Below are 16,192 nucleotides of genomic sequence, written 5' to 3' on the forward strand. Positions count from 1 at the left end.
CTTATTCCCCACTCTCCTCATAGGTTTTCAGTGAGAAAACAATGCGACAATCATATCCACAAGAGCATGAAAGCAATCCTGAGAGCTTTCCCTCTAGCTTGTGAGTACCTAAGTTAGCTGCAAATATATCATTCTCCATAGCAGCAATAGTTTCTTCTATTTTGGCTCGTAAGTCAGCATTACGACGAGCAAATTTTCGGAAAGCTCTTTTAAATTTACTATTGATAACCAACCTATACATCGGCTGGACTTGGGTTATTGAGATATTCTCGTAATTCTTGAATTGCTTCACTAGCAGTTTGAACTTTGAGCCTACCTGCTTGGAATTCAGCAATGGAAACTGCTGCATCTGACGCAATTTCATCTCGCCGACTTTCAATAATTCGGTTTTTGAGAATTTGTACCAGCATTTCTTGCTGCTCTAAAGGCAGCTCCATTGCCGCATCTAAAACTCTATCTAGGTTACTCAATTGCTTCATCCTTTTAATTGTTTGTATTAATAACAGAACTCATAACATATAACTTAACTTTGGACAGTGAAAAATTAAATATCAACAAGATTGATTGCGAATTATCCTAAATTTTGTTAGTGAAGTGATGTAGCGATCGCCTTCACTAATTAGTATGATCTTTACAGCGTTCCAAGTTTTGTTAAGCATTATCTATAAGTTTTACTTAAACTGTGGTAACAATAACATAAGCATTCTGAACCAAACAACTTGTTTTGTGAGAGAACAGACAAGTTTTCGTTCACAACGGATAAGCATTCTGAACCAAACAACTTGTGTTGTTAATAAACAGACAAGCTGTGGTGTAGCCGATCGCTTTTATACGGTCTGTTTTTTAATGAAATCTGCTGTAATTTGTTTGCTAAAGCGATTACAGCCCGTAGAAATCCTCATCTAGAATCTGCTCAACCGAAAAAGGACAAACCATTGGATACTCACTTTCCTCCGGGAGACGAACCCCAAATTTAGCCAGCTTACTTTCTTTTATCGCCAGCTTTCGACCATCTGAATAAGCTTTTTCTATTGCCTCTACCAAAAAATTTTTGAGAGAAGGAGTATCTGACAAATTATTAAGAACTCGTTGACGATGTTCAAGTACCGAACTATACCAACTTCCTTTCATCATATCGGGTACATCGTGTTGAACCATTAACTTTAGTAGATACGCCAACAAAATAGTCAAATTGCTCTTTAAAGCATTTTTCTCCGCCTTACCCAAATCAACTAGTTCCTCAATCAAATGCTCGATGTCGAGCGACTCAAATTCACGATTCCGTAACTGTTGAATCGTTTGCTCGATCCAATATTGCAAATCGCGATCGTATAGGTTATTAGACATTCTTCAGATTAACTCTGTTTTGTTTCAATAATTTTTCTACATCATTAGGAGCTACAAAAGCACTTAAATTATTCTTGTGAAGAGAATTTTCTTTAGGCTTCGCATCGCACGAGTAGCAACATTATGCTGATGCCAAGCTTGATAGAATTTGTGGTAAGGCATATTCTCGGCGGATTTCCAGGCTAAATAGTAGTATATGAAAGGTCAGATAATAGAAAAAATGGACGTAGTTATTTTAAATTTCTCAATCTAATAACCCCACATAGCGAGGCAAAAATCATGCAAAATCTCAGCAGAATTACCCGCAATCCAGAAGTGATGGGTGGTAAACCCTGCATTCGAGGAATGCGTGTCACTGTTGGTACTATCATTGGGTTAATGGCATCTGAACACAGCAATAACGATATTCTCAAAGCATATCCCTACCTCGAAGAAGCTGATATTTATGAGGCACTAGCCTATGCTGCATGGCGAGTTGAAGAAATTGAAGTTCCTCTCAAAAGTGCATGAAAATTTTGATTGATATGAACCTTTCCCCTGATTGGGTTGCGGTTTTTCAGAGGTACAATATCGCTTGTTCGAGATTGGGATACTATAGTGATCGCAAGACGTGCAATTTACTACCATTGATTTAACTTTATAATTAAAGCTAATCAGCAAAAGGCATGGCCTAAAGAAAGCCAGTGAAACTTTACTAGGAGACAAAAAACAATGGTCAGCAGCCTGAAAGAATTCTTAAATGATTCAGAACTTGCACATATTGATGACCCAGAGGAAAAATTCATCACTAGTGGCGTAAATTGGCAAATGTATGAAACGCTATTAGCCAAACTAGAAGATAATTCTCATTACCATGTTACTTATTTGGATGGAATCTTAGAAATTGTGTCACCGTCTATAAGACATGAAAATATTAAAAAACGTTTGGCTATTCTGGTAGAACGCTATCTCTACTCAAAGCGAATTCGATTCAGCCCAATGGGGAGTTCTACTATTAAAAAACAACTCAAGCAAGCTGGGGTTGAACCAGATGAATGCTACTGTATTGGCGAGAAGAAAAATATCCCAGACTTAGCTATAGAGGTGAATATCACCAGTGGGAGTATTGACAAATTAGAAATTTACCGCCGTTTGGGAGTTGCTGAAGTTTGGATTTGGCAATTCAATCGACTTAGAATTTACCGTTTACGCGAAGAAACATCATCTAAGTTTTTAGATACTTACGGCTATGAAGAGATTATATCAAGTGAATTCTTGCCGGGACTAAATATTGCTTTATTAGAACAATGTGTGCAGATTTCAGACGACATCAAAGCTATTGACCAATTTGAACAAGGTACAAATGATTCTTAACTTCATTTGTTATCATCCCCTTCCCACAGTTGAGAGACAGGTATGGTATTTCCTTTCATAGCATCGTGCCAAGCCTGACGAAAACTTTCGCTTAGCAGATTCGGAAACTTCCTCATTCTCTTCTGCTACGAGTACAATTACCCGGACACAGTTGTGTTTTGCTAAAGTCAACGGTTCCTCTAAAGAAAGTTGACCGAGTTCATCGACAGTTGCTTTAACTTCAATTTTTCATGCTTTTGAATGCGATCGCCTTCACTAATTAGTATTATCTTTACAGCGTTCCAAGTTTTGTTAAGCATCACCTATAAGTTTTACTTAAGCTGTGGTAACAATAACATAAGCATTTGCCACAAATAGATAAGCATTCTGAACCAAACAACTTGTGTTGTAAGAGAACAGACAAGTTTTCGTTCATAACGGATAAGCATTCTGAACCAAACAACTTGTGTTGTAAGAGAACAGACAAGTTTTTGTTCACAACGTATAAGCATTCTGAACGAAATAAATTGTCTTGTTAACGAACGCACAAGCTGTGGTAAAGACAACAACTTTATTCTTAACGACAGCTTTTGTGTTGGTAACAAATACACAAGCTCTAGCTATTACGGGAGCTTGATTTGTAAGGTCGCTGCTGCAAAAGTACTTAAATTATTCTTGTGAAGAGGATTCTCTTTAAGCTTTGCATCGCACGAGTAGCAACATTATACTGATGCCAAGCTTGATAGAAATTGGGGTAAGGCGTATTATGGGCGCATCTCCAGATAAGATTAGAGAAATTCCAATAGTCTTGGTCATCCACATCTTGGGATTGTAGCAGTTGTATAAAAGCTGCGATCACTTTTTCATTACCAGTACCGATTTTCTCTAAACTATCTGCCGCTTGCCAACGAGTGTAGTCATCCACATCTTGGGATTGCAGCAATTGCACTAAAGCAGTGATCGCTTTTTCATTACCAGTGCCAACTTTTCCTAAGCTTTCTACCACTTGTCTATGGGTAGAGTTATCCACATCTTTTGATTGCAGCAGTTGCACTAAGACAGCGATTGCTTCTTTATTGCCAATGCCGATTTCCCCTAAGTTATATACTATTCGTTTATGAGTGTGATAATCCACATCTTTTGATTGCAGCAGTTGCACTAAGACAGCGATCGCTTTTTCATTGCCAATACCAATTCCCCCTAAGCTATGTGCTGCTAACTTTCGGGTATAGTTACTTATCTGTGTCGAATTTAGCAGTTTTATTAAAGCAGCGATCGCTTGTTCATTGCCAATACCAATTTTTTCTAAGCTTTCTGCTGCTTGAGTGCGGATGTAGTGATGTACGTCTTCCGATTTCAGTAGTTGTATAAGGGCAGCGATCGCTTGTTCATAACCGATACCAATTTCTTTTAAGCTATCAAAAGCTTCCTTACGAGTGTCGTCATTCACACCTTTCAAAGATAGCAGTTTCACTAAGGCATCAATTGCTGTTGGATTGCCTGGATTAATTAGCCCTAAGCTATGTGCAGCCTGCCTACGGGTGTCATTATCCACACCCTCTAAAGCTAGCAGTTTCACTAAAGCAGTAATCGCTGTTTGATTACTGATACCAATTTGCCCTAAGCTTTCTGCTGCTTGAGTACGAATGTAGTAATTAACATTTTCTGAGTTTAGCAGTTGTGCTAATGCAGCGATCGCTTGTTCATTGCCAATGCCAATTTGCTTTAAGCTGTCAAAAGCCTGCCTACGGGTGTCCATGTTCACTTCAGGTGAAGTCAGCAGTTGTATCAAGGTAGTAATTGGTTGTTCATTACCTGGATAGATTTGCCCTAAGCTTTCTGCTGCTTGAGTGCGAATGTAGTAATTAACATTTTCTGAGTTTAGCAGTTGTCGCAATGCAGTAATCGCTTGTTCATTGCTGATACAAATTTGCCCTAAGCTTTTAGCCGCCTGTTTACGGGTATTGTCATCCACACCTTCTGAAGTCAGCAGTTGTACTAAGGTAGTAATCGCCTGTTTATTCCCAACACCAATTACCCCTAAACTTTCTACAGCTTGAGTGCGAATGTAGTCATTAACATTTTCTGAGTTCAGCAGTTCTACTAGGGCAGTAATCGCTTGTTCATTATCGATGCCGATTTGACCTAAACTAGATACCGCCTGCCTGCGAGTGTAGAAGTCCACATCATGTTGCAATAGTTGCACCAAGGCAGTAATTGCTTGTTCATTGCCGATGCCAATTTGCTCTAAGCTGAAAAAAGCTTGCTGACGACTGATAAAATCTACTTCTGTTGAGTCTAGCAAGTTCACTAAGGCTGCGATCGCTTGTTTATTGCCAGTACCGATTAGCCCTAAGCTTTCTATAGCCTGCCAACGGATGTCGTCATCAATATCTTGGGATTGCAGCAGTTGCACCAAGGCTGTGATCGCTTTTGTCCGCTCTGTTTGTTGCAGTGCTGACCTAGCTTCTTGTTCAATTAGATCAAGAAATTTTATCCACTCCTGTTTTTTACTGTTGAAATAACCAAAGCCCCACTTGACAATTTGCCCTATTATTTCATCAGCTTTATAATAATTCCTAAACTCTGCAATTCCTGCGGCAGCTAAAAAATAGGTGCGATATTCATAAAATCCTTTATCTACATCTTTTCTATTCCACTTACAACATCCGTCTCTAAAGTTTATTAAAGCATCGATAAACTGTTGCTTTTTATCTTTGAGGTTTTCTTCTTCTCGTCCCAACCAAAGTAATATTGTTTGCTTCCATTGCGGTTCAAAGATGCGATAATTTCCTTGACTGGGATTTTTGGAAACGTGATTGAGAAAGAAATGCCAGTCATCAATTGCTTTAGCAGCAAAGTACTCTTGAAATGAGGCATGAAAGAAAGCGTAAACAGGTTTTCTAAGTAGGTAGGTGCCAAAAAAGTCAGCTATGTTAAGATATGTAAAGACTGATAATGCATCTACAAGGTAGTTGGTGTATGGGTGCGCGTTTAAGGGTATTTCTGACTCCTGAGCAAGACCAAACTTTACTAAATCTGAGAAAACAGGATGTACCACAGAAAGTCAAAGACAGGGCGGAAATAATCAGGCTAAATGCACATGGTTGGTATGTAGAGAAGATAGCAGATCACTTTGATTGTCACAAAAAAACAGTCACAAAAGTTTTGCATCAATGGCAAAAACTGGGCACAGAAGGGCTTTGGGAATCTCCTGGGCGAGGGGGGAAACCAAAGTGGCTTGAGGATGACATGATATTTTTAGAAGAATGCCTCAGAAACGAGCCACGCACATACAATAGTTCTCAGTTAGCTTTGAAGTTGAAAACAGAACGCAACGTTGAGATGAGTGCCGACAGATTAAGACGGGTACTCAAAAAAAGGGGGTCGATTGGAAACGGACAAGGAAAAGCCATAAAGGAAAACAAGACCCAGTAGCACGAGCAAACAAGCAAGCAGACCTAGACATGTTGGAATTAGCTGCTGCCACTGGTGAAATAGACCTGAAATACCTAGACGAGTCAGGGTTCTGTATGTGGAGCGAACCTAGTTATACATATTACTTTAGAGGTGAGCAAAAACGGTTAGAACAGACTAAACGCCGTGGTCGCAGATTAAGTATTATCGGGCTTCTCCAACCTTTAATCAGTTTTGTTTACGGTTTAGTTATCGGTGGTGTTGACCGTAAATCTTATATAGAAATGATGGAGAAAGAAGCCAAACAAGCCCAAGAAACTGGACGTATCAGCGTGATTGTGCAAGATAACGGGCCAATACATCGCTGCCAAGAAGTTCAACAATTGTGGAAAAAATGGGAAAGTCAGGGTTTGTACATCTTTTTTCTCCCGAAATATTGCTCAGAAATGAATCCAATTGAATTGGAATGGCAACATCTCAAGAAAGATGAGTTATCCGGGCAAGCATTTGATGATGAGCTAGATCTCGCTTACGCCGTCATCAATGGTGTTCAAGCTAGAGGAAAAAAAAACAATCACAACACACATCGTGTAAAATTTAGCTCTAGATTATCAACTTAAGATTTTGTTACATAGTAGAAAATTTCGGTGCCTACCTACTTATTTGTATCTATCCCTACATAGTTCAGCCAGCCGTGATTTAGTGCCAATTTCAACAGCGAATTTTCATCATCAGCATCACCTAAGAACTGACTAACAAAATCCTGCCGCAAGCGAAAACGGGTTGCTTCTTTATCTATTGCTGCTTTAGCTAATTCCCCCAATTTGATATTGAGTTGCTGACGCTGGTGATAATTTGTAGCAAATTCCTCTTTTTTCCACTTGTAGAAGTCATCAACAAATTGCTGATAGAGTCCCGCTTGGGTATCGGGTAATTTGCCATCTCCTGATTGCCAATTCAAGCACAGCAGCGTCAACCGTAGAGGATTTTTCACTAAATCCCGAATCCGTTCCTTAACTGATTCTTTCAAAGCAGTGCATAACTGCTCCCCCTTTTCTGGATTAGTAGCAAACCATTTGTGAATAAATCTCTCTACCTGTTGTGGATAAGAAAAATCTAAACTGCGATAGATATCAAAATCATCAAGTGCATTAATACTGCCATCCCACAGATTAACCCGACAGGTCAACACAATTCGCGCTTGAGCAATTGACCCTCCTTCACGGAATTGTCGGGCAATTTCTGTCAAAGGATTACCTGAAGATGCGGACATTTCATCTAATCCATCTAGCAGCAGCCACACATTATTTTGATTAAATAGAGCAACAAAATCATTTTTTAGTTGCTTAGTGGCTTCAGCTTTACCTGTTTTCTCAGCCACCTGAGTCAACCAACTCTCGAAAAGATAAGATTTTAGTTCTTTCTCTCGCAAATCTGCTAGAGATACCCAAATGACAATAGACTGGTGAATCTCATGAGATACCCAATCAGCAATCTGCTGTAACAGTGTTGTCTTTCCTGCTCCCGGTTCGCCAATAATTGCAATTCGCTTACCTTGACTTTTAGGTGTGTTCTTCTGTTTGAGAACTTCTTCAAGAAAAGCATCATGCTCAAATGTTTTGGTGATTTCTGTCTCCTTATACAGTTCTGACCCCTGTTCTGGAGAAATATCGCTTTGAACCTTGTCTGAACCCTGTTCTAAAGAAACATTATTTTTAAGCTTGGATGGTTTTTTACGTTCAACTAATCCCAGTGGTACATAAACATCATCAACTTGCAGGGCTACCCCTTCAGTTGATGTCAGAGGATTTGTAGTCAGCTTTCGCCGTTCTGCCAACAATTCACAGCAGATTTTACGCCAGTCATTGGGAGTTAACTTTGTCCCATCCTCCCCTTGGGACGATTGTAGTCAAAACGTCTGGTTAATAGTCTGATTATTGACTGTACCTTGGTTTACAACCCCAATTTTTTCTGCTAGCTGCGTCAGATTTTGAATGGTTGGCTGTTGAGACTTGAGGGTATTTTCTATTTCTTGAATTTTTTGAGTGAGTTTTGGTTCTGCTTTTGCAGCTGCTTCCACCTCCACAACAGCTTGAGCAATTTCTGGATCTGCGTCTGCTGCTGCTTTGAGTTCTAGCACTGCTTGACCATAATCTAAACGCTGCGGTTCATTTGCTTCTACAGCATTGGTGAGTAATGGCGACTTATTCTTCTGGCGGAGCTTTTCTATTAACTTGCCACTTTGCGTCCATACAGCATCACCAATGTTTTCGCCGATTTTCTCCTGTGCTTTAGTCCAAAGTATGGAGATGATCGCATTAGCAACAGCCGTCAGTGTTACAGTTACCATAAATTCACTATCTATAAATAACTAGATGTAAAAATTACTTCCATTTTCACACATCTCATTTCGCAAAGGCTTGAGGTTGCGATGTCTACGATGATGCTCCGCCTACGCTCAACTCATTCTAAAACAGAGACAGAAGAATACCTGTATTTTTTAATGTCAGAGAATCCCAACGCTTACAGCCATGTAAATGTCAAAATATTAAATGTAAAGTTTATTCACAAACTCACTTATGCCGAAAGCAATTTGGAATGGAACTGTTTTAGCCGAAAGCGATAACACCGTAGTTGTGGAAGGCAATCATTATTTTCCTGTTGATGCCATTAACAAAGAGTACTTCAAAGAAAGTAACACCCACACTACTTGTCCTTGGAAAGGTGTCGCCAGCTACTACAGTGTTGAAGTTGACGGTCAAGTCAATAAAGACGCTGCTTGGTACTATCCCAGTGCTAAGGAAAAGGCTAAGAATATTGAAGGTCATGTAGCATTCTGGAAAGGTGTAAAAGTTGAGGCTTAATATCGCCAGTCTGCCTGTATAGACTTTGTTTCTATAGCCGCGATTTACAATCACTAGGGCTAGGTTGTATCGGTTCAATTAATTACTTTGGTAGAGATGCGATTAATCGCGTCTCTACATGGTCTATTTGTGGCATTCTTTTTGCAAACTGGTATTAGCGATCGTCAAGACCACAGAAATTAAACTTTTCTGCTAGTTTTTAATAAGCTGCCGTAGCAATAGCGCGGGTGTTAGCGAGTATTCGAGCGTCGGAGTCCCGTACTATTAGGAGGGGTTAGAGTAAATTATAGAATTTTTCCGCTTGTTACCCAGCCTCTAATCTCCAGTCCCTTTTACTCCGCTACATATAAAATGCGAACAATTGCGGAAATTAATGAGAAAATCAGCCAACAACGTGCGGTGGTGTGGACAAGTGAAGAATTAAAAGCACGAGTTGCAGAAGTTGGCGTTAGTAAAGCTGCTAAAGAAGTTGATGTCATTACCACTGGCACTTTTGAGCCAATGGAATCAAGTGGTGCAGTTATTAATCTGGGACACACTGATCCGCCAATAAAGATTCGCCGTTGTTGGATAGATGGCGTTCCAGCATATTCTGGTTTTGGGGCAGTCGATTTATATTTGGGTGCAAGTTGCGCCGTGGAAACGAAGGACGGCGAAGAAGCACGGGAACGTGGCGGCGGTCATGTTATAGAAGATTTGATAGCTGGTAAACCTGTACACATTAAAGCGCAAGGACAAGTTACAGATTGTTATCCTAGAGCAACATTTGAAACTACAGTTACCAACGAAACAATAAACCAGTTTTATTTATTCAATCCGCGCAATCTCTACCAAAATTTTATCGTGGGAGTGAATGGAGGCGATCGCCCACTTTTCACATATCTCGGCCCTTTACAACCGCGTCTAGGGAATGCCGTTTATTCTAACCCCGGTGCTATTTCCCCCTTATTCAACGACCCAGATTTGCAGCTAGTTGGCATCGGTTCGCGGATTTTTTTAGGTGGCGGTATTGGTTACGTTGCTTGGGAAGGTACTCAGCACTTTCCTTTACAAAAGCGATTAGCCAATCGTACTCCTATTGGCCCGGCTGCAACTTTAGCTTTAATTGGTGATGCCAAACAGATGAATGCTCGTTGGGTGCGGGGTTGTTACTTCAAAAGTTACGGCCCTTCATTGATGTTGGGAGTTGGTGTACCACTTCCTGTGTTGCGAGAAGAAGTAGTTGAACACTGTGCCGTACAAGACAAAGACTTAGTAGCGCCAATAGTAGATTTTTCCATTCCCCGGCGCGTCCGTCCTACGTTTGGTTTGGTAAGTTACGCTCAACTCAAATCTGGACGAGTCACCATCGAGGGCAAAACAGTACGTGTTGCCCCCTTAGCGAGTTTGTTTCTTTCTAGGCAAGTTGCCCTAGAGTTGAAACAGTGGATCGAAGCAGGTATTTTTACGCTTACAGAACCAGTTTCCCCGATTCCGATGGAACGCTCCTTTTTACCCCAAGACCGTTGGACAGACTTTTAAGAAGCGGGGGAGAGTGGGGGAGTGAAGGAGTGGGGGAGTGGGGAGGTAAATACAATCAACTATTCTTGTCCCCCCTTCTCCCTATCTCCCCCTCCCCCACTCTTCTACTCTTGCGTTGGTTTCGGTCGCTTGATTGGCTTAGGAGCAGGCGTTTTGGGTATAGGTTTTGACACCGCAGAGGGGTCGCCGCCTGCCTTCTTGATAGGACGTGGTGGAGTTTCCCCGCTGCGTCTGGGTGGGAATGGTCTCCTTCCGCCGCCAGCACCACCGCCACCAGCACGAGGCCCTGGGCCACTTCTGAATGGTGGTCGGCGTTTTTTGGGCAAGTCAGCGATCGCTTCAGCTTTTTCTACTATTAATACGTCAGCTTCTCTCTTTACTTGGAAGTCCCAAAACTTCCCTACGGCTTTAGTACCAAGTACACCTCTAAGTTTCAACTTAAAATACTTGGGTTTATCAGTTGTTTTGCGTGGAGCTTGCTTAATTTTTACCACCAAGCTCTTAGCATCATAAGACTGGTAAACTACCTCACCACGAACAGAAAAACCACCATCTCTAATTTCTGATGAGGGTATCTGCCCATTTTCTTGAGAGTTATCAGATGAACCATTATCGGGTATCTCTAACTCTTGTGGCTCTTGGTCTTGCTCATCCTCATCTGTGAGCTGTTTTGCCAGATTTTCTGGCTCCCAAACTCCGACAATTTGGATGTGCAAGGTATCATTTTCTTGTCTTGTGCGCGGATAAACTACCCACAGATGTTCTTTTTCTAAGTCTAGATGATTCTTGACTAAGCTCATAATCCGACCTAAAAGGACGGCGTTAAGTTCTACAGCATCTGTGGTTACCAGCGTTCCTTGAGTAAACTGTTCGCTGCTAGCATGGTAGCGACCACGAACAAGCCCGATCGCACGGTACTGCATCGGTTCGCTGGGAGGTGGAATTGGTTGCTGCCGATTGGCTAAGTTGTCATTTGAAGCAGCTTCATCATTGTTAACAGGCGAATTCTCAGGCTTAGAAGACTGGACTTCTTTGGCTGGGTGAATATGAGCGACAGTTTCTATTTGAGTTTGACCCTCGTTAGAGGCAGAAGAATTGGAAGATTCAGGCAACGGCATCAGGTCGGAATTCATAAAAACTCCTTGCGGCGGAGACACATCCCATTGTGGGATTTTACTAAGGCAGCTGAAAAGAGCGTTTATGCGGCTGGTGAAAGTATATTTACTTTCAACAAAATCACATCAGATCGCCCTATACAATTCTAAAGACGCTAAATTTGTCATTTGTACACAAATGTTTCGTTTAGCGCCTTTACACTAGTTTCGGAAGCATATCATAGGTACAATTTTGGCGGCTCCTCCTAAAGTCATCACTTACTTTAGCAGTGTAAATAAGTTATTTGTTATAAAATTCACAAGCAATTGGCGGTATTCCGCAAAGTTTTGGAAATTTTTAACTTTCCGATTTGTGTAAATGTGGAAATGATAATGTCATTAAAGTTCAGGACAAGGAAAAAATTGTGTCTCAAACGAGCAATCGCTGGATAGTTAAAGTCGTTTTGGCTCTAGCAGTTCTCGCTTTTGTGGGTGTTTCAGTGATTCCCATAATCGGGGCTTTTAATAATACACCACCCTCAAATCAAAATGTTGCTAGTAGCAGAGGCAGCTTAACTTCCTCTGAGCAAAAATCAAAACTGGAAGATGCGGTTCGCGGTTATGAACTGGTTTTGCAAAGGGAACCAGAAAATCAAACTGCACTCAAAGGAGTGTTACAAGCACGGCTACAACTGCTGAGTCAAAAAGGAAAAGGTGAGGTTCAACCAGCTGATATTCAAGCTGTAATTGAACCTTTAGAAAAGTTAGCTAAACTGAATCCAGAAAATTCAGAATATGGAGTGCTGTTAGCTCAAGCAAAACAGCAAATTGGTGATAAGGAAGGAGCTGCACAAGCTTATCGCTCGATTTTGGCAACGAAACCAGGTGATTTGAATGCTTTACAGGGGATGGTAGGTCTGTTGCTAAGTCAGCAGCGCCCAGAAGCAGCCATTGGCTTACTGCAAGATACCCTCACTAATGCTGCCCAGGCAAATAAAATCCAACCTGGAAGTGTAGATGCGATCGCAGTGCAAGTCCTGTTAGGATCTGTTCACGCCTCTCAGAAGCGCTACGCACAAGCCACTTCTGTCTACGATCAGGCAATTGAAAAAGATCCAAAGGATTTTCGCCCGGTTTTTGCAAAGGCAATGCTTTTAAAGCAACAGGGCAAAGACACAGAAGCAAAACCTGTGTTTGATAAAGCCTCAGCCTTAGCACCTGCTCAGTACAAAGACGAAATCAACAAAACAGCAACTGCACCCCTCCCTGGTACTCCTGCTGTACCGACTGCACCTGCGGCTGAAACGCCTAAGTAGGGAGTCGTAGAGACGCGATTATACTGTACAAGAGTCAAGAGTAGAGACGCGATTAATCGCGTCTGTACAAGAGTTATTAATTTATTTCTCCCCTGCTCCCTGCCCCCTGCTCCGCTACTTCCTCATCTCCCTTCAATGGCAGCAACTACACCAAAAACTAGAAACAAGCAGCCGCCGATAAAAGTTAGTTGACGCTCAGAAATTCGACCAGCTATCATTTTGCCACCGATAACTGCGATCGCTGCACAAATGGCGTGTCCTAATATTGCACCTATTGTCACCCCAAACGGATTATTGGCGGCTGCTAGGGCAATTGTAGCTATTTGTGTGCGATCGCCCCACTCTGCCATAAATGTCAAGATAAAGGCTTCTACTATAATTGCCCAAGCACTTTTTCGCTTTGGTAATTGTAAATCTGCTTGTTTCACTGCTGCTTCTGCTTCCTCTACAACTTCTGTATCACAGGCAGCAGGCATCTTCTTGGCGTCGTACAATAATTTCAAACCAAAGGCAATAAATAAGACTATTTCGGCGTAATGAATATAAGCTTTGGGCAACAAAGACACCGTTTGTCCTAATAGCACCGAAAGTATTGTCATCGCCGCTAAAGCAGCTATTACACCTGTAAATACCAGCCGCCGCGAGTGGTGCATTGCTAAAATTACAGCGATAAAAAATGTTTTATCGCCTAGTTCTGAAACTGTAATTAGTAGTAAACCTGCGGTAAAAGCTGTTATCACTCTCTCAAGCTCCTAAGAATCGTTTACTGATGCGAAGCTTGATGAGAACCAAAAGACCTCACCAAGCTCACATTTGATGGTGTGAACTCAGTGAAGGTCTCGCTTTCAAATATTTATTATTTGCCATCTGAACCAGGCTAAGCGCCAGTATGTTGATTCAGATGCACTGGCTTCTAACTTTTGTTGCCAGCAGCTACTCCCCTTCTATGCGATCGCTATTGTACCTCTGTTACAGACAGTAGTCAATGAAAAGGGAAGTTTTACTATACAAATTAAAAAATAACTATTATAAGAAATATCGTTATTATGTGTTGCGTAAGTAATACCAATTAGAAAAAAGAATGCAACAAATAGTCCATTTGTAGAGACGCGATTCATCGCGTCTTCACCCAAGGATGTGTTGCAATCATTAATTGAATTGGTATAATACCAATTCACAATCTGATGAATAAAAAAGGAGCCTAAATTAGACTCCTTGATCAAAAATCGCTAGTATAACTGCGACTACTTCACAGTCACCTTACCGCCAGCTTCTTCGATCCGCTTTTTAGCATCTTCAGCAGCATCTTTAGCAATAGCTTCTTTGACTGGCTTGGGTGCAGCTTCCACCAAATCTTTCGCTTCTTTGAGACCTAGGCCAGTTAATTCCCGTACAATCTTCAGCACGGCAATCTTCTTATCAGCTGGGACGGATTCTAGAATTACGTCAAACTCGGTTTGCTCAACAGCTTCTTCAACAGGAGCGGCGCCACCGGCTGGAGCCGCAAACGCAACACCAACAGGTGCAGCAGCACTGACACCAAATGCTTCTTCAATTTGCTTGACTAACTCAGCAGCTTCTAGCAAACTCAGGGTTTTAAGTTGATCCAAAATTTGATCGGTTGCAGCAGACATTGATATAACTCCTGTAATTTTAATTAGTTATTAGTCATTTAGACTATGGACTGATAAACTGCGAATTTTATTCGCTAGCACTTTCCGCTTCTGGGCTACCGCCTTTTTCTGCGTCGGCAACAGCCTGCAAAGCGCGAGCCAACGAACTGGGAACTTCGTTGATACCGAAGGCCAGCTTGGTTGCGACAGCGTTGATAGCTCCAGCAATTTGTCCGATGAGCTGTTCCTTAGATGGCAAGTCTCCAAGAGCCTTGACATCTGGTTCTTTGAGCAGCCGACCTTCCATGACGCCGCCACGAAGTTCTGTCTTCTTGCTAACTTTCTGGAATTCTTGGTATGCCTTAATTGCAGAGGAGAAATCCTCTTTGACCAGCAAAAATGCAGAAGCACCTGTAAGCAGTTCTGATAATGGCTGCCATTTTTCTTGATCTTGAATGGCAATGCCCATCAAGGTGTTCTTAGTCACCTTGCAAACAGTCCCACTTGGACGTAGCCGTCGCCGTAAATCAGTGATTTCAGAAACAGTTAGCCCCTGGTAGTCAATTACGAGCGCCAGGCTTGACTCACTCAAAGTTTCTTTGAGATCAGCTACTATCTCTTTTTTATCTGCTATTGTTCTACCCATGTTTGTTTCACCTCCTCAAAATCATCCTCCATACTTGTGAGTCTTCTTCTAACCAACCTAAAACAACAAACCCCAGCTATCTTAGCCGGGGTTTAACAGTAATAGTCTTCATGCCGCAGTCACACCTTTGATAGTGGCACTTCAAGCAATTACAACTTTAACCTCGGCAGGATATTAAGCTATTAGCACCTGCTGTCTCCGGCTTTGGTTATTTAATTTCTGAGCAGGGAGTGTGGAGCAGTAGCAGTGAGTAGGAAAATTCACTACTCCACACTCCCTATTCCCTTTTATGCTGCTTCGGTCAGTTTCAAATCCCGCAGGGCGCTAATATCGATTTTAATCGCTGGCCCCATTGTGGCAGCTACATAAAATGTCCGCCAATAACGACCTTTGGCTCCTGAAGGACGGTTACGGTCAATCGTCTCTTGCAATGCCTTCAGGTTTACTAACAAATCTTCAGGCGAGAAGGATGCCTTACCAAACATAACATGGACAATACCCGTTCGATCAGCTCGGAACTCTAATTTACCAGCTTTGAATTCAGCGATCGCACTTGCTATGTCAAATGTCACTGTTCCACCCTTGGGAGATGGCATCAAACCACGAGGCCCAAGTAACTTACCCAGCTTCGCCACCTGTGGCATCACATCTGGTGTGGCAATCAGCTTGTCAAAGTCCATCCTGCCTTTTTGAATTTCGTCAATCAGCTCTTCTGAACCCGCTATATCAGCACCAGCAAGAGTTGCTTCGTTTACCTTTTCACCTCTAGCAATTACCGCCACCCGAACGATTTGTCCTGTGCCTTTGGGCAATGCCACGGTTGTTCGCAACTGTTGATCTGTATACTTCGGGTCAATTCCCAGCCGAATGTGCGCTTCAGCGGCTTCAGAGAATTTAGCTGTTGCTGTGTCTTTGAGCAAGGATAACGCTTCTAAGGGTTGATAATCCCTGTCTTCTACTTTTTCTTGCAAAGCCTGCAAGCGGCGTGATAATTTTTTTACCATTTTTTCTCCTGGGGTAATTCCGAAGCTTTGCCTCTCCC

General features: G+C 41.8%; 17 protein-coding genes and 1 other annotated feature. Of the genes, 6 read left to right on the top strand and 11 right to left on the bottom strand.

All coding sequences use genetic code 11. From position 1 onward, the window contains the following. Position 1: 1 nt before the first annotated feature. From WKK05_RS28765 to WKK05_RS28775, 3 genes are all read right to left on the bottom strand, one after another. Positions 2-241, bottom strand: coding sequence for a type II toxin-antitoxin system mRNA interferase toxin, RelE/StbE family (locus tag WKK05_RS28765; RefSeq protein WP_341526431.1), 240 nt, complete (start codon positions 239-241; stop codon positions 2-4). Then, entirely contained in the window at positions 234-479 is a 246-nt protein-coding gene (locus tag WKK05_RS28770; protein ID WP_341526432.1) for a hypothetical protein, read from the bottom strand. The genes WKK05_RS28765 and WKK05_RS28770 overlap by 8 nt, the downstream gene beginning before the upstream one ends. A 400-nt stretch (positions 480-879) precedes the next feature. Then, complete coding sequence (locus tag WKK05_RS28775; protein ID WP_341526433.1) at positions 880-1,347, bottom strand: DUF29 domain-containing protein; 468 nt, start codon at positions 1,345-1,347, stop codon at positions 880-882. Between the two features lie 279 nt (positions 1,348-1,626). Between WKK05_RS28775 and WKK05_RS28780 the strand changes: the two genes are divergently transcribed. Continuing rightward, on the top strand, positions 1,627-1,857 hold the full coding sequence (locus WKK05_RS28780; RefSeq protein WP_341526434.1) for a DUF433 domain-containing protein: 231 nt from the start codon (positions 1,627-1,629) through the stop codon (positions 1,855-1,857). A 201-nt stretch (positions 1,858-2,058) separates the two neighbouring features. After that, on the top strand, positions 2,059-2,700 hold the full coding sequence (locus WKK05_RS28785; protein ID WP_341526435.1) for a Uma2 family endonuclease: 642 nt from the start codon (positions 2,059-2,061) through the stop codon (positions 2,698-2,700). A gap of 643 nt (positions 2,701-3,343) precedes the next feature. Here WKK05_RS28785 and WKK05_RS28790 read toward each other — a convergent pair. Continuing rightward, entirely contained in the window at positions 3,344-5,740 is a 2,397-nt protein-coding gene (locus WKK05_RS28790) for a HEAT repeat domain-containing protein (protein WP_341526436.1), read from the bottom strand. On the opposite strand from WKK05_RS28790, the gene WKK05_RS28795 reads away from it, so the two are divergent. Continuing rightward, positions 5,662-6,716 (top strand): IS630 family transposase gene (locus tag WKK05_RS28795; protein ID WP_341525019.1). Its coding sequence is split into 2 segments (ribosomal slippage): positions 5,662-6,054 and positions 6,057-6,716, totalling 1,053 coding nucleotides; the frame shifts between segments, so codons are not numbered across the junction. The genes WKK05_RS28790 and WKK05_RS28795 overlap by 79 nt on opposite strands. Positions 6,717-6,751: 35 nt before the next feature. Here the strand turns inward: WKK05_RS28795 and WKK05_RS28800 are convergent. Further along, a complete protein-coding gene (locus WKK05_RS28800) occupies positions 6,752-7,933 on the bottom strand; it encodes an NACHT domain-containing protein (RefSeq protein WP_341526437.1) in 1,182 nt (393 codons plus the stop codon). Between the two features lie 72 nt (positions 7,934-8,005). Further along, on the bottom strand, positions 8,006-8,446 hold the full coding sequence (locus tag WKK05_RS28805; protein WP_341526438.1) for a hypothetical protein: 441 nt from the start codon (positions 8,444-8,446) through the stop codon (positions 8,006-8,008). Positions 8,447-8,675: 229 nt separating this feature from the next. Between WKK05_RS28805 and WKK05_RS28810 the strand changes: the two genes are divergently transcribed. Then, on the top strand, positions 8,676-8,960 hold the full coding sequence (locus WKK05_RS28810) for a DUF427 domain-containing protein (protein ID WP_341526439.1): 285 nt from the start codon (positions 8,676-8,678) through the stop codon (positions 8,958-8,960). 351 nt (positions 8,961-9,311) lie between these two features. Beyond that, the gene (locus WKK05_RS28815) at positions 9,312-10,481 is read left to right on the top strand and encodes a homocysteine biosynthesis protein (RefSeq protein WP_341526440.1); all 1,170 of its coding nucleotides are present in this window, start codon (positions 9,312-9,314) and stop codon (positions 10,479-10,481) included. Between the two features lie 104 nt (positions 10,482-10,585). On the opposite strand, the gene WKK05_RS28820 is transcribed toward WKK05_RS28815, so the two are convergent. Beyond that, positions 10,586-11,614: a hypothetical protein gene (locus WKK05_RS28820; protein ID WP_341526441.1), complete on the bottom strand. Its 1,029-nt coding sequence runs from the start codon at positions 11,612-11,614 to the stop codon at positions 10,586-10,588. 386 nt (positions 11,615-12,000) lie between these two features. Between WKK05_RS28820 and WKK05_RS28825 the strand changes: the two genes are divergently transcribed. After that, on the top strand, positions 12,001-12,891 hold the full coding sequence (locus tag WKK05_RS28825; RefSeq protein WP_341526442.1) for a tetratricopeptide repeat protein: 891 nt from the start codon (positions 12,001-12,003) through the stop codon (positions 12,889-12,891). Between the two features lie 122 nt (positions 12,892-13,013). Here the strand turns inward: WKK05_RS28825 and WKK05_RS28830 are convergent, their stop codons facing one another. From WKK05_RS28830 to rplA, 4 genes are all read right to left on the bottom strand, one after another. After that, positions 13,014-13,631 carry a TMEM165/GDT1 family protein gene (locus tag WKK05_RS28830; protein WP_341526443.1) on the bottom strand — a complete coding sequence of 206 codons (618 nt, stop codon included), beginning with the start codon at positions 13,629-13,631 and terminating at the stop codon, positions 13,014-13,016. Between the two features lie 504 nt (positions 13,632-14,135). After that, entirely contained in the window at positions 14,136-14,525 is a 390-nt protein-coding gene (rplL, locus tag WKK05_RS28835) for a 50S ribosomal protein L7/L12 (RefSeq protein WP_341526444.1), read from the bottom strand. 67 nt (positions 14,526-14,592) lie between these two features. Further along, positions 14,593-15,150, bottom strand: coding sequence for a 50S ribosomal protein L10 (gene rplJ, locus WKK05_RS28840; RefSeq protein ID WP_341526445.1), 558 nt, complete (start codon positions 15,148-15,150; stop codon positions 14,593-14,595). A gap of 55 nt (positions 15,151-15,205) precedes the next feature. Beyond that, positions 15,206-15,370: a sequence feature (ribosomal protein L10 leader region), on the bottom strand. Positions 15,371-15,437: 67 nt separating this feature from the next. Beyond that, on the bottom strand, positions 15,438-16,154 hold the full coding sequence (gene rplA, locus WKK05_RS28845; protein WP_341526446.1) for a 50S ribosomal protein L1: 717 nt from the start codon (positions 16,152-16,154) through the stop codon (positions 15,438-15,440). Positions 16,155-16,192: the final 38 nt, after the last annotated feature.

This window comes from Nostoc sp. UHCC 0302, from assembly GCF_038096175.1.
Classification (GTDB): Bacteria; Cyanobacteriota; Cyanobacteriia; order Cyanobacteriales; family Nostocaceae; genus UHCC-0302.

Coding starts and splice junctions, on each gene's coding strand:
- WKK05_RS28765 (WP_341526431.1), bottom strand. CDS start 241: ATGTATAGGTTGGTTATCAATAGTAAATTTAAAAGAGCTTTCCGAAAA.
- WKK05_RS28770 (WP_341526432.1), bottom strand. CDS start 479: ATGAAGCAATTGAGTAACCTAGATAGAGTTTTAGATGCGGCAATGGAG.
- WKK05_RS28775 (WP_341526433.1), bottom strand. CDS start 1,347: ATGTCTAATAACCTATACGATCGCGATTTGCAATATTGGATCGAGCAA.
- WKK05_RS28780 (WP_341526434.1), top strand. CDS start 1,627: ATGCAAAATCTCAGCAGAATTACCCGCAATCCAGAAGTGATGGGTGGT.
- WKK05_RS28785 (WP_341526435.1), top strand. CDS start 2,059: ATGGTCAGCAGCCTGAAAGAATTCTTAAATGATTCAGAACTTGCACAT.
- WKK05_RS28805 (WP_341526438.1), bottom strand. CDS start 8,446: ATGGTAACTGTAACACTGACGGCTGTTGCTAATGCGATCATCTCCATA.
- WKK05_RS28810 (WP_341526439.1), top strand. CDS start 8,676: ATGCCGAAAGCAATTTGGAATGGAACTGTTTTAGCCGAAAGCGATAAC.
- WKK05_RS28815 (WP_341526440.1), top strand. CDS start 9,312: ATGCGAACAATTGCGGAAATTAATGAGAAAATCAGCCAACAACGTGCG.
- WKK05_RS28820 (WP_341526441.1), bottom strand. CDS start 11,614: ATGAATTCCGACCTGATGCCGTTGCCTGAATCTTCCAATTCTTCTGCC.
- rplL (WP_341526444.1), bottom strand. CDS start 14,525: ATGTCTGCTGCAACCGATCAAATTTTGGATCAACTTAAAACCCTGAGT.
- rplJ (WP_341526445.1), bottom strand. CDS start 15,150: ATGGGTAGAACAATAGCAGATAAAAAAGAGATAGTAGCTGATCTCAAA.
- rplA (WP_341526446.1), bottom strand. CDS start 16,154: ATGGTAAAAAAATTATCACGCCGCTTGCAGGCTTTGCAAGAAAAAGTA.